The following is a 13,296-nucleotide window of genomic DNA, read 5'->3' as shown; positions in this document are numbered from 1 at the left end:
AGAACACATGCTTTGGAAACTATCACTTACCGGGATCAAAGCTCGGTTGAAGGATTATATCGTCCTCTTTTCTGGTCTAGTCATGGCTTCAGCCATCTTTTATATGTTCGAATCAATGGCGAGCAATGAAGCCTTTTTAAAAAGCAACTCGATCATCAGTATGGTGGTCTTCGTCTTTCGTTTTGGCTCGGTCCTCTTAGGGATCATTACCTTTGCCTACATCTTATATGCCAATTCTTTCTTGATGGCGATGCGACAAAAGGACTATGCCATGTTTATGATGTTAGGAGCCAAAGGACGAAAGATCGCCCAAATGATCTTTATCGAAACCTTTATGGTAGGTATCGTTGCCACCGCCTTCGGCTCTATCTTAGGGATCGGCTTAGCAAGTGGTGTCAATACTTTGCTAGTCAATCAATTAAACTTGCAGATCACCCATTATGCAGCATTTAGTCCAGAAGCATTGATCGTAACCGTCGTCTTCTTCTCGGTTCTCTTTTTGATTGCTGCCATCTTCAATGCACGGGCAATTGCCAAAAAATCGATTTTAGCATTATTACGAGAAACAAGCACGCCGGCACAAGTCAAACAACGGCCATTCTTGCTCTTCTTGCAAACCATTTTAGGTCTTTGTTCCTTAGCCATCGGCTATTATATGATGAGCGATTTGATGACCTTCCAATTGATCGGGATCGGCATCGCCCTTGTCACGATCGTTCTTGGCACATACCTAGTCTTTCGTTCGGTGATCATCGCTCTTTTATCCCTATTAAAGAAGAACGATACGATCGCGTTGAAAAAGTTAAACAATTTCACCTTGTCGCAATTAAGCTTTCGGATTCGTGAGTATACCCAGATGCTTTCGATGGTGGCGATGCTTTTTGCTCTAGCATTAGGAGCCTTGACGGTTGGTCTTGGCTTTAAAAACGAGATCCCTATCCTAGCAAAAACTGTTGCCCCTTATGACTTGTATTTGAACAATGCCCAAAACGCCTCTGACGAAAAAGTCAACGCGCTAAACCCGACCCTTGATGTGACCTACAGCATGAAAGAAACAGATGACACCATTTATTACGTGAAGGAACAATTCAACGAAAACAACTTGCTCAGCTCCAGTATGGATCAGTTGAGTGTCGATGTTACTTACAACAAGCTGACTGGCGATCAATTAGCTTCTGATGTGACCGCCCAAGACCAATTGCGTAGCTACCTCTTACCAGAACAACGAGGTAAGGAGATCCAAGTCATCGATCAAACCGCTTTTGATGCGGTCAATGCATCGGAAACCAGCTTGCGAATGGTACAAGTCAAAGACTTCCAAGCAAGCTACGATGGGCTGCGTGATTTGGCGCAAGCAAATCAAGACGCAAATTCTTCAGAAACCGCCGATATGAATTTCTCACAACGGGTCTTCGCCTACGACAGCTATAACGGGATTTTCTCTGGTTTTGAATTTATGGGCTTCTTCCTGGGTATCGCCTTCTTGACGATGTTAGCTAGCTGCCTGATGTTCAAAATTCTTTCAGGGGCAAACAGCGACATCCAACGTTACACGATGCTGAAAAAAATCGGTACCCGCACACGTTTACTAAAAAGCTCGATCCGCAAAGAGATTGGCGTGCTCTTCCTAGTTCCTGGTATCTTAGGAATGATCCATGTCTTGTTCGGTCTAAAAATGTTCACCACCTTGATGATCGATCCGTACCATGACCTATGGTTACCTTTTGGCATCTTTATCGCCCTCTATGCCATTTATTACGTGGTGACCATTGGGTTATACACCAACATTGTTTTAAACCCAAAGAAAAAATAACAATCACTCTCTGAATTGCTCAACGCAAAGAGACCATCAAGCCATAAAGGGCATGATGGTCTCTTTCATTTTTTCGTTTTTTCTCGCACAAAGGGAAAGCAAGCTTAGGGTTTGACCCCTAGATGCATCGCCGCCGCACCCCCTGCATAGCTTTTGACTTGCAACACATCAAAGCCAGCTGCCTGAAATTCTCGTTTCAATGCCTCCTTGTCAGGAAAATCACGTGCGGACTCCTGCAGCCAGGAATACTCTTGATAGCTTTTGGCGAACAGTTTGCCAAATAACGGCATGACATGGTGAAAATAAAAAGTAAACAGTTGCCGCCAGCCGATCAGTGTGGGCTGTGATGTTTCGAGACAAACGAGTTTCCCGCCTGGGCGCAGCACCCGATGGATCTCTGCCAAGACTTGTTGGCGATCCGCGACATTTCTCAACCCGAACCCGATCGTCACATAATCAAAGTGCTCGTCTGGAAAGCTTAATGCCATCGCATTGCCAGTCTGCCACTGGATCTGCGTTTGTTGCTTTTTCTGGGCCTTTTCTTTGGCAACCGTTAACATCTCTTCGCTAAAATCAACGCCGGTCACTTGCCCAGTCGGACCGACCGCTTCATTCAATGCAAACGCCCAATCCCCGGTACCGCAGCATAAATCTAATATCTCCGCACCCATTGGTACTGCCATTCGTTTCATGGTATCCTTGCGCCACCGTTTGTGCAGCTGAAAGGAGATAATACCGTTCATTCGATCATAACGGGAAGCGATCGATTCAAATACATCATGTACTTTGGTTTCTTTGGCTGTTGTTGCCATTGCGGCACGTCCTTTCTTTGTTCCCTTCGTTTTGCTGTTGCTTCACGTGCTTCTGCTTTTTAGTCTAGCACGAAAAAACCTGCGGAACAAAAACCCTGCTTTCTCCTTTTCCTTCAGTCATTTCCCCACCAAAAAACAGCCTTTCCTACATAGATCCCCACGTTGTTGACCAAGGCAATTCGGTCAGCAATAAGCGGATCCAGCAGTGAAAGACTGTTCTTCTAGCTTTTAAAACAGGTTATTCACGTTTAATCGATGAAGTCCCAGATATTGTTCCAATAAGAAACACGGTCTGCGCCATTTTCATCTTTGTAGCGCACAGAAATCAAATTACGGATGTCATGGACAGGAATATCAAGGGTGACAGAATCCGTGACGGGTCTTTGCTGCACGTTGTATGTTCGATAAAAGGTTCCATCCATATAGACGTCAAAGGTACTAAGATTGGAATAAAAAATCTGCAGCTGATTGTTATGAACAGCAAGGTTGATCAACTCACCAGTGACAGCACGTGTACCTGTCTGTAGCGTGAAACTGTCTTCCCCTACCAGGATGTTTTCCGTCTCTGGCTGATTCCCCGAAACTCTACCGTTGATCGTTACTGGGGTCAGACCGTTCCCAGCAGCTGATTGTTCATCCACCCGAGCAGTCAAGTTCCATTCTATGCGATCTCCAGGTGCGATCGGGCGTTCTAAGTGGATCGTGATACGATCGCCAGAAAGACTAGCCGAGGCGACATTGTCTTGATACACGAGCGCATCGACATTTAAGAACGTCAATAAATTCGGAGAGATATCTAGCGTCACGACAGCATTCTCAATATCGTCTTTCCCAGAATTTCGCGCATCGTTGCTTTCTACGATCGTCCGCAAGATCATTTGATTGCCGACGGTGATAATCGGATTGCCTTCTTCATCACGATCAAAGCTTTGCGGTACTCGTAACGTAATCGATGGGTCAGAAGGTCGAATACTGGTGACTTCAAAGGAGAGCGCTGGTGGGAAACGATCATCGCCAATGGCATCACGATACCCTAAATAGTCCTCGTAATCGCTGGCGGAAGGATTCGTGCTCCCCAACTGCCCATTGGGTTCCGTCGTGGTCGTATCTGGTAATGTTCCTACGAAATCGTCGTAACGATCATTTGCGAAATCTTTCGCGTAAAATTCGATATACACATCCTCTTCAGAATCAAGGCGACGAGGCAATTGATACTGCCATGGCACGGAGTTGCCCTCTTCGGCATCAAGCGTAATGACATATGGGTCGCCTGAAGCATCACGGATCAATCCTTGTGCGGTACTCGCATAAATGGCGACGCGCTCTTTTGACTGGTCGTCTTGCGGAGAATGAAAATCCATGATCCCCGAAACTGTTGTCGTTCGTTCATTAAAGACCTGATCCTCTGCCACTTGCAAACCAGTCGGTGGTCGTACATCCACGACGACCGCATCAGGCAAAGCGGCAATACTCTCTTCTGTTGCATGAATAAAAATCGAATCGTCAACACCCTCCATCGTGGGGTCTAATCCCCGATGGGCACGCAGCACTTCAAAACGTTGACCTGTCTTGAAAAAGTCGTCCCGCGTCCATGCGATCACACCATTATGCACCTCACCAAAAACATCGACAGTTGATTTGGAGGAAAGCCATTGCGTTTCAAGCTGGTTGCCTGCTTCGTCCTTCAAAGCAACTTCCACCCAGACTTCATCTTCCCAGGCATCACGAATCGCCCCCGTATATTCATACGGAACGACCGCTTTGGCATAAAAGGTTTTATCGGCATTGGTCGGGGTCACTAAGTGCTGGATCATTGGCGGGTAATTATTAGCAGAAAATCGTGTGTAGGCATTTCCGCCCCTAAAAGTCGTACTGTTGAATTCATTTGAAAAAGGCTCTCCCGGCTGCGGACTAACGATTTGTGCAAAATTGACATTGCCTAGTTGATAGCTCAATGGATTCCAGAAATTGTCCGGATCACCATCTAGATTCACTCCGTTGCGTTTTTCCCAAACCGCTAGTCCAACACGATTAGACGTAAAGGTACTGTTGCGATTTGTGTTTGAGAATGCTTGTCCGCCATTCGGACGGTTATTTCGGAAGTCATAAAACAGTGGTTCGTCGATAGTGAAATTACTTACATTGGTGGAACTGATAATACCATTGTTGGCTCCACTTGTATGCCCCTCCATTCGAAAGGTAGCATCTTTGCCAGCTAGAAATTCGAACCCACCACTTTGTCCCCAAACTGCTGGTCCCCTGTGAGCATAAATATGAATTCGACTGTTTTCGTCTTTTGCATTAAAGACCGAGGTTCCACTGCCATCAAGGGGAAACTGAATCCCTTGTCGACCTGCTCTATCTGCACCATTACTGGCAGTAATGGTGGAAGCGGCTGACGGATCAAATTCTCGTTCTTCATCATTGTACTGATCGAATACGGCAAAGCCTGTTTCATCAATATAGATGCCGTCATCTGCCGCAGTCCTGGTGCCTGCATGGTTAAAGATGTTCAATTGGCCGGCTGACTCCACATAGAACTCGTTATCTCGACCATACATCCGCACTGCAGCCGCATTGCCATGGTATTTGACGATATTCATTCTCCCTTGGTCGGCAAGCACAAAGGTCTGTTCCCCTACTAAGCGAAACCGCATGACAGAAGCATAGTCATGATTTTGCCCATCGCCAAACAGATTGAACTGCGACCCTTCTCCCGTCACCGTCACATTGCCACCGAGTTTGGTGGTCGCTCCCGCTTTTGAAATTTGATTGACAAAAGAAGGGGTTCCTTGCGGTACACCATTCGTGGGACTGGGCGCTCTAGAATACGAGTTTACGACCGCACCACCAGAAATAATCGTACGAGAAAACTTATTTTGCGTTTCATCCCGCCGTCCAATCAAGGAAATGATTGCACCGTCAGCTCCTGCTAAGTCCATTTGTGACGAGGCATTTAAGACGGTGCCTTCACCTTCGACTTCAAAAATAACCTCGTTGGTACGTCCTTCAAGATTCGCCCAAATTACTTGTCGCTGGACGCTGTAGAGGTCTACTTTGGAACCCTTATTGACCCGAAACGAGGTTGAGATATTATTGTTGTCTGGTCGGAGCCGAAAAATCGGCTGCGTATTTGAGATCTTGACATCCGCCTCATCTGTGATCAAGACACTTTTGACATTAAAGCTGCCAGTATCTGAACTGTTGCCCGCGGCTGGGTTCCTGTGAGCCACCCAATGGAACGTTCCGCGAATCTCGAGATTTCCTTGTTGCAAATAAAGGAAATTATTGCCCGTACTTCCCTCTAGCACACCACTTTTTGCCTCGATATTTTCTATTTTGACCGTCCAAAAAGCTGAGGCTGCCAACGATTGTTGATAGATCAACGCGTTTAATCCTAGATTGTTTCCCTGAAAATCGATCGTCATATTTTTCAACTCAAAGACCGCTGGCTGATGATCATGGGTAGTCGTCAGTTCAAAGAAACGTCCAGTAGGATTCGTGCTATAGTTTGGTGTCCCGTTCGTGTTGAAACGCTTCGGTGTGGTTAAGGTAAAGCCATTCCCATCGATGGACACCGACCGATCCAACGCTGTTAAACGATTGTTGGCCTCATCCGTATAATCAGCGGTAATGTCAGCGAGAAACACGATTTCAGAGATCGATGAATCACTAAAAGCAGCCCGAAGCTCTTGATAGTCCGAAACTTCGGCACGCTCTCCTTGCGTCGCCCGTTCTGAAAGCAGTTCGACTGCCGCTGACTCATTGGTTTCCTGCTGCTGAATGTCAAGCAAGGCTGCTTCTTCTACAGCCTTGTCAGCTTCCAATCGCAAGGCTTGTCGTTCCTCGAGAGAAGGCGGAGCGATTTTTTGCAGCGTCCGGTTTCCCCGCTTTAGAACAAATTCGATGGCGTCTTCTTCTCCTAAAGAGACTGGTAATGCCAAGGACAACGTTTCTTCCGTAGGCGCCACTTCGATTTCCACACCATAAACACCCTCTTGTTCAGCTGGATGCAAGGTCGCTTCTTCCAGCTCAAGCATTTCAAACATTTCTAATGACACCAGCGCTTCATGATTCGCCATCAAGAAAAGCGTCTCGCCCGCAGCTTGTTCCGATTCGATCGTCAATACATATTGTCCTGTTTCTGGGTCAAAGTGACCGGACACTTCATAAGAATTGCCACCATGGATAGCAAAGACCGCATACAAGACAGAAATAACGATAAAAACCCCTAATGCAGCGGCAGCCAGTTTGATTTTCGAGACAGTCGCTAGAACAGTAAATGATTTCATCTAGGCACCCCTTTCCTTTGATTACTCCGACAGTTCTTGTCCCGTTTCAAAGCTTGATAGATAATACAGCTTGATAACGACACTTGCCGAAAACGCATCTGCTCCTGACGTATTGCTTCCTTGCCGATATTCGACTGATTCAACTTTTAAAAAGCGATTCAGGTTTTCCATCCGATCAATAAAACGCACGATTCCTTCATTCGTCTCACTCAGGAGGTCAAAGCCGATCCTTGTGACCCGAAATTGCGTAGCCAAAGGATTGTCACCAGTCTGATCTGCCATTTGTTCTGGTGTAGGGTAAAGCATCTCCTCATTAAAGGTCGATTGCAAAATCGTGATCGGCAATTCCGTTTCAAGGGCAGCGAGATCGGTAAAATAAGACTCGATCGCCATGCCATTGGGAATGATCGGCACCTCATTGACCGTCTCTGATGAAAGAAGGTCTGGTTCCCCTTGCAGGTAGACCAGCTGTTCTTGAATGTCGCGGATCTCAGCTTCGATCCCAGCTAATTCCTGAGCCAATTCGATCCCTTCGGCACGTTTGGGGTTCAGCAAAAATAGCCAGAAAATGAGTACGGAGGTAGCAAGAACTAGTGCAATCACCGCGGAGATGATGATGTGTTTTTTGGAGAAAAAGACTCTAGTCATCCGCTTCCACCTCGCTTTCTTCTTCGCTGTCTTCACTGATCACTTGTGGTGCATCGATTCGTGAGAGGTAGACAGTGATGCGCCCATCTTGCGGCGTTGAACTATGAGAGAAGGATTGATAAGTCACATGATGTACCCAATCAATTGCTTCAAAAGCCGATTTAAGGCGAATCAGACTTTCATAAACATCCCCTTGGACCGCCAAGTTCACCGAAGGAAACAATGGTGTGCCGTCTTGGGCTGTTTCGGACATTGTCCCCTCGCCATTTAGCAGCAAATTGTACGAATTGATGGTCACATTGATCCCTGATGCCACTTCTTCAAAAGTCTCCATAATAGGTGCCGTGAAATATTTCTCTTGCTTTTGCAGGGCAATGAATTCTTGTAGGTCTTGAGATTTTGACGCCAACATCTCTTCTAACTGGCGCTGAAAGACGATACGCTCTGCTTGACTAGACATGATATTGCTTTGATTATTGGTCACCAAACGTTGATAATACCAAAAGCCTAACCCACAAACCCCAACGACAACTAACGAAAGGAGAAGCGACACCGAAAGAATGACTTCAAACGCCCGATTACGGATAAATTTATTAGGCAATAGATTGATGTTCATGGTTACACCTCTTTCGTCGCTAATCCAGCAGCCAAGACATAGCGGTCGGGAATTTTTTTCTTGCTGGTTTCACTTACTTTTGCGGAAATCATTTTGATTGGCAAAGAAGACACGTCATGAAAAATTTCTTGGACTTCTTTCCGCAGCATTGGATGACCGCCGACTAAGTAGATTTTTTTCAATTCACAGTCAGGTGAGATTTCCTGATAATAGTAAGCAATCACCGAATTCAGGGTTTCTGCCAACCCTTCCAGAGCTTGGATCTCCGCGCTTTCCCTAAAGCTCACTTGCACAGATTGGGCTTTTTCAATATATTTCCAATTGGCTTGATTATAATCTTCATACTGCAAGTAGGTCGGCACCAATTCTTCAAAAAAGGTGATATTGGCGATGCCAGCATCTAACTCGACCAGCACGAAATTTTCACTCCAGTTGATCTGTCGCTGAAACATACGACTATACGCCAGAAAACTGCAATCGACGCCCATCAGCTGATGGCCGCCTTTTTTCAATGTGTCGCCGAGTTGAATCAAAATCGGCTCGGATGTGACCACGACTGGCACATTGCCATTGATGGTAAACCGATTCCGCTGGATGACCACAGCTTGCGGCTCTGCTTTTTCTTCCTTCTTGCTGGCCCTTTTCTTTTTCTCTTTTGGCACTTTTTGTTTATTGCCTTTGCCTAGGATCAGTAGATCAAAAATCGGGTTTTCAAAAGGCAAGGAGATGGACTCCCCCAATTCAAAATACAAGTACTCGCGAATCTCTTTTTCCGAGTTCATCTTGCCGATAGGGATCTGTTTGATCAGCAGACGAGAATTCAGCGCCGTGATCACCACACTCATCGTGCGTAATCCCAAGCGTTTGGCAATCTCATTGAAGGCGGCTTCAAGACTATCAGGATTGCGCAGCTTATCATCTTTAAAAATCGTACCATTCACGACCAGCTCGCCGTATTTGAGGCGATCACCTTTTTTGGTACAGTAACGGATGCAGTTTTTTTGAATGTCGATCCCAACTAAGCGGGGAATTGTTTTTTTGCCAAACATACGAGGACCTGCTTTCTTCTTGTTGGTTTTTATGAAGGCACCAACGTTATTTCTATGTACAACGCTTGCTTAGCAAATCAAGCAAACGCCAAGGTCAGCAACCCGATTCAAAGGAACCAGCCGCTGCCAAGATAAACCATGCCTGTAGCAATGGCGATAAAGGGACCAAAAGCAATGTAGCGGCTTTTGACTTTGCCCCGTAGCATTTGGATCACGTAAAAGATCACTGCCAAGCAAGAAGCGACAAATAAAACCGTCAAGACTTGCACTGGGCCGATATACACACCTAAGACGGCAAATAATTTGATATCGCCGCCACCCATGCCTTTTTTACTGAGCTCCGCTAAGAGATACAATGGCAAGAAGCCAGCAAAGAAGCCAACGAGCCAATACCACCAAAATTCATTTTGCGGTTGGATCAACCGTAAACCGATCCCTCCGGCGAAAAAAGGGGCTAACACTTTATTGGGGATCAGCTGATAGAAGATGTCGCTGGCAGAAATAATGGCTAATAAGGCTAATAAACACCAAGCGGCAATCACTTCAGCAGTGCCCCAAAACAGCAAGGTCGTACCCGTAAATAGCATGCCGATCAACACTTCATAAAGAAAAGCAATCAGCGGGATCTTTTTTTGACACTTACGGCACTTGCCTTTTAAAATAAGGTATGATAAAACTGGAATGAGGTCCCTTGCACCCAATGTCTGTTGGCAGTCATCACAGTGCGAGCGAGTCAGCAGGGATTCCTTTTTGGGAACCCGCCAACCAACCACTAGGAAAAAAGAACCTAGACACATTCCTATGATGAAAAGATATCCAATGATTAGGCCCATTGGGATCTGTTGCAAAATTTCGTTCATAAAAAACTCCTTTTTTCCTGGGGGTGGTAGTGCTTAAGTAATTTGGTTCATGGTTATGTTAAATGTTTTATGGTGTTCCGGAACCGAATAACTGAGCACGTGTTAAACTGCTTACTGCATCTTGATCCATACCTGTTATAGCAACAGATGGTTTTGTTCCCGCAGATAGGGCAGCAGCTGGGAGATCCATTGTTAAAGTCCCTTCTGATGTAATAGTGAATTGCACAGTTGATAATGAAGCGAAGCCCCCTCCATTATAAAGACCAGCAGTATTTACATCAGCAAGTGTGAAGGTATTATTATTTCCTCCACTAGCAAGACCTTCAGATGTTGACTGGTGCAATACCGCTGCCGAATAAGCAGTCTGAACATCTGAAATCGCTGCATCTTCACGGGCGTTCTGAATAATATTTCCGATTGCAATCACACCAATCCCTGATAGAATCGCAATGATCACAACAACAGCAAGTAACTCAACCAGCGACAAACCTGTCTCATCTTTCATTAATTTGTTAAAACGATTTTCTGTTTTTTCTTCTACTAAAATTGCACTAAGCATACTTTATTTACTCCTCCTACTTTTCCTAAAAATATATATCAAACAGAATGTCTAGGAACTCTGTTAATATCCAAATTGTTATCCTTGAATAGCACCAAAAAGATCAAACATCGGTACCATGATCGCAGCGACGATCAAGCCAACAATGACACAAATAACTAATATCACTGTCGGTTCAAGAACTGTTTTGATTCGTTTACTGGACTCGTCCACTTCTTTTTGAAAGATAATACTTAGTCTTTTCAGCATATCTTCAAGGGAACCAGTACTTTCCCCGATTTCTACCATCTGAGTGACTAATAAAGGAACGTTAATGTTTCCACGAAAAATATCACTCATTTTGCCCCCTTCTTCTATTTGAAAGGCACAATTATCAATGATTCGCTTGATTGATTTATTGGACACGACATCCCGACTCATATTCAACGCTGTGACCATACCAACCGAACTACCCAGTAAAGTCGACAAAGTTGTCATAAACAGTGAATAATTATTTTTAATCGCTAATTCACCGAATAATGGTATTTTTAAAATGAAACGATGAACGGCAAAATCGATTTTTTCATTTCGACGGATGAGCCAAAAGCCGATCATAATGCCTACAATAAAGATTGCTAAAACCCATCCTCTAGTTTGAAGAAAGTCACTGATAGCCATGGTAATCACAGTAATTCTTGGTAAGTCTGTATCAAAACTTTCAAATACTTCGACAAACATCGGGACGATCATAACTAGTAAAATGATACCTACAACAAACGTCATCAAGATCAAAATGATTGGGTAAACCATCGCTGTTACGAGACCACTCCGATTTTCAGCACTTTTCTCATAGTAATCCGCCATATCCGTTAAGTTTTTTTCCAAAGATCCTGACATTTCCGAAACGGCGATAACGCTTGTCAACAAAACTGGAAAAGCATTTGGGTGGGCTTTATAGGCTTCTGAAAGTGGTCGTCCGCCATCAATCTCATCCCGAACTTCGCCAAGAATTTTCTTGAAATTCGGATTTTTTTGCTGTTCTTCAAGCATCCGACAAGCATCAACAATCGTAATCCCCGAAGCGATCAATGTCGAAAACTGGCGTAAGTATGCAACTAATAATTTTAGAGATACTTTGTTGAACAATTGAATCTCTTTATTCGCCAAGGTTTCTGGCTGTTCGATCAAGCTGCTGACTTTGATGTGCTTTTGGCGCAGTTTTTGGCGGGCTTCGACGGAGGAATTGGCACGCAAGCTGCCAGAAAACGTTTCGCCACGGACATTGGTGCCTTGATAGGCAAAGAGTGCCATCGGCTATTCGCCCCCTTCCTCCATTAAGTTATCTGCCACATCGGCATCGACCCGTTCCGCAGCAACCAGTTCTTCTAAAGAAGCGCTCATGGTATGCATGCCTTCGTTTTTCCCCATCTGCAGCATATTATGGATCTGGTGGGTTTTCCCTTGACGGATCAAGCTGGCGATTCCTCGGGTATTGAGCATCATCTCGGTTGCTGCTACCCGTCCGTTGCCATCGATCGTTGGCAGCAAGCGTTGGGACAAGATCCCTAGTAATGCGCCAGCAAGCTGTGTACGAATCTGAGTCTGCTGATCGGCAGGAAAGACATCGACGATCCGTTCAATGGTCGCTGGGGCACTTGACGTATGCAAGGTTCCTAATACCAAGTGTCCCGTTTCCGCTGCCGTCAAGGCAATCGAGATCGTTTCAAAATCTCGTAGCTCCCCTACTAAGATGACGTCTGGATCTTGCCGCAGGGCAGCTCGTAAGCCATTGCCAAAGGACATGGTGTCGCTGCCGACTTCGCGCTGGGCAACGATGCTTTTTTTGTGGTTATGGATGTACTCAATCGGGTCTTCCAACGTCAAAATATGCGTCTTTTTGGTATCATTCAAATAATCCAGCATCGCAGCCAGTGTCGTTGATTTCCCTGAACCGGTCGGCCCTGTAACTAAGAACAAGCCTTGGCTTTTATGGATCAGAGTCCGCAAGACGGTCGGCATACCGAGTTTGCTTAACTTCGGGATCTCGATGGGGATCTGCCGCAAGGCGATCGAAACGGTATCTTTTTGGCGGAAAATATTGACCCGAAAGCGACAGATGTCGCCTAGTTCGTAGGCCAAGTCGGTCTCGCCTTTTCCCTTGAATTCCTCCCATTGCCTTTGGTTGCAAAGGATTTCGGCAATGGCTTCGATGTCCTTGGTGTCGATGGTCGGCACCCCTTCGATCGGTAGCAAGTCGCCGTGGCGACGAAAAATCGGCGGTACGCCTTCGACTAAATGGATATCCGATGCTTTTTGTTCGACGGCGATCATCAACCAATGATCGATCCGCTCTTTAGGTGACATGGCAGCAAATTGCGCCGCTTCGTTGCGATTGACGCCCTGTGTACTGCTGGCAGTCGTCGTTTTTGTCACTGCTTGCCGTTCTGCTTTTTGAATGATCTCCCGCGTCGAGACAGATCGGTCTTGATCGCTCTGGCGACTGTGGGCACGTTTTTTTTCTCTCAGTTCACGATTTTCCCGAATGCGGGTACGGGTCGGAGCTGTTTTTTCTCTCGTCGCCCTTTTGGTTGCTCGCTCTTGTGTTGCCACTCTCGTTTGATCCATTAAACCAGCCCCTTTCTATGTGCATTTCCTTTTAAAACAATGT

The 13,296-nt window shown here is 45.6% G+C and carries 10 protein-coding genes; 1 reads left to right on the top strand and 9 read right to left on the bottom strand.

The window, feature by feature from the left end:
- Window positions 1–7 precede the first annotated feature (7 nt).
- Window positions 8–1,813, top strand: a complete 1,806-nt coding sequence (locus IGJ44_RS06210; RefSeq protein WP_430606418.1) for an ABC transporter permease — start codon at window positions 8–10, stop codon at window positions 1,811–1,813.
- Between the two features lie 104 nt (window positions 1,814–1,917).
- On the opposite strand, the gene IGJ44_RS06205 is transcribed toward IGJ44_RS06210, so the two are convergent.
- The 9 genes from IGJ44_RS06205 to IGJ44_RS06165 form a co-directional block, all read right to left on the bottom strand.
- The gene (locus tag IGJ44_RS06205) at window positions 1,918–2,625 is read right to left on the bottom strand and encodes a demethylmenaquinone methyltransferase (protein ID WP_151196002.1); all 708 of its coding nucleotides are present in this window, start codon (window positions 2,623–2,625) and stop codon (window positions 1,918–1,920) included.
- A gap of 248 nt (window positions 2,626–2,873) precedes the next feature.
- Window positions 2,874–6,917, bottom strand: a complete 4,044-nt coding sequence (locus IGJ44_RS06200; protein ID WP_430606416.1) for a pectate lyase-like adhesive domain-containing protein — start codon at window positions 6,915–6,917, stop codon at window positions 2,874–2,876.
- Window positions 6,918–6,938: 21 nt separating this feature from the next.
- Window positions 6,939–7,565, bottom strand: a complete 627-nt coding sequence (locus IGJ44_RS06195; protein WP_430606414.1) for a hypothetical protein — start codon at window positions 7,563–7,565, stop codon at window positions 6,939–6,941.
- Window positions 7,558–8,181 carry a hypothetical protein gene (locus IGJ44_RS06190; protein ID WP_430606412.1) on the bottom strand — a complete coding sequence of 208 codons (624 nt, stop codon included), beginning with the start codon at window positions 8,179–8,181 and terminating at the stop codon, window positions 7,558–7,560. The genes IGJ44_RS06195 and IGJ44_RS06190 overlap by 8 nt, the downstream gene beginning before the upstream one ends.
- A gap of 2 nt (window positions 8,182–8,183) precedes the next feature.
- Complete coding sequence (gene pilM / locus IGJ44_RS06185; protein ID WP_430606410.1) at window positions 8,184–9,230, bottom strand: type IV pilus biogenesis protein PilM; 1,047 nt, start codon at window positions 9,228–9,230, stop codon at window positions 8,184–8,186.
- Window positions 9,231–9,337: 107 nt separating this feature from the next.
- Entirely contained in the window at window positions 9,338–10,090 is a 753-nt protein-coding gene (locus tag IGJ44_RS06180; protein WP_008378680.1) for a prepilin peptidase, read from the bottom strand.
- A gap of 67 nt (window positions 10,091–10,157) precedes the next feature.
- Window positions 10,158–10,649 (bottom strand): pilus assembly FimT family protein, encoded by a 492-nt coding sequence (locus IGJ44_RS06175; RefSeq protein ID WP_016613456.1) that lies wholly within the window; start codon window positions 10,647–10,649, stop codon window positions 10,158–10,160.
- Between the two features lie 78 nt (window positions 10,650–10,727).
- A complete protein-coding gene (locus IGJ44_RS06170; RefSeq protein ID WP_430606408.1) occupies window positions 10,728–11,939 on the bottom strand; it encodes a type II secretion system F family protein in 1,212 nt (403 codons plus the stop codon).
- A 3-nt stretch (window positions 11,940–11,942) separates the two neighbouring features.
- Window positions 11,943–13,253 carry a type IV pilus twitching motility protein PilT gene (locus tag IGJ44_RS06165; RefSeq protein WP_008378685.1) on the bottom strand — a complete coding sequence of 437 codons (1,311 nt, stop codon included), beginning with the start codon at window positions 13,251–13,253 and terminating at the stop codon, window positions 11,943–11,945.
- Window positions 13,254–13,296 lie beyond the last annotated feature (43 nt).

The sequence above is a fragment of the Enterococcus sp. DIV1368d genome (genome assembly GCF_050542975.1).
GTDB classification, from domain to species: domain Bacteria; phylum Bacillota; class Bacilli; order Lactobacillales; family Enterococcaceae; genus Enterococcus_D; species Enterococcus_D casseliflavus.
The sequence above is the reverse complement of the archived record's forward strand: the minus strand, read 5'-3'. Positions and strand labels throughout refer to the sequence as shown.

Bases quoted from the DNA above. Each gene is read 5' to 3' on its own strand.
- IGJ44_RS06210 (WP_430606418.1), top strand. From the start codon at position 8: ATGCTTTGGAAACTATCACTTACCGGGATCAAAGCTCGGTTGAAGGAT.
- IGJ44_RS06205 (WP_151196002.1), bottom strand. From the start codon at position 2,625: ATGGCAACAACAGCCAAAGAAACCAAAGTACATGATGTATTTGAATCG.
- IGJ44_RS06200 (WP_430606416.1), bottom strand. From the start codon at position 6,917: ATGAAATCATTTACTGTTCTAGCGACTGTCTCGAAAATCAAACTGGCT.
- IGJ44_RS06195 (WP_430606414.1), bottom strand. From the start codon at position 7,565: ATGACTAGAGTCTTTTTCTCCAAAAAACACATCATCATCTCCGCGGTG.
- IGJ44_RS06190 (WP_430606412.1), bottom strand. From the start codon at position 8,181: ATGAACATCAATCTATTGCCTAATAAATTTATCCGTAATCGGGCGTTT.
- pilM (WP_430606410.1), bottom strand. From the start codon at position 9,230: ATGTTTGGCAAAAAAACAATTCCCCGCTTAGTTGGGATCGACATTCAA.
- IGJ44_RS06180 (WP_008378680.1), bottom strand. From the start codon at position 10,090: ATGAACGAAATTTTGCAACAGATCCCAATGGGCCTAATCATTGGATAT.
- IGJ44_RS06175 (WP_016613456.1), bottom strand. From the start codon at position 10,649: ATGCTTAGTGCAATTTTAGTAGAAGAAAAAACAGAAAATCGTTTTAAC.
- IGJ44_RS06170 (WP_430606408.1), bottom strand. From the start codon at position 11,939: ATGGCACTCTTTGCCTATCAAGGCACCAATGTCCGTGGCGAAACGTTT.
- IGJ44_RS06165 (WP_008378685.1), bottom strand. From the start codon at position 13,253: ATGGATCAAACGAGAGTGGCAACACAAGAGCGAGCAACCAAAAGGGCG.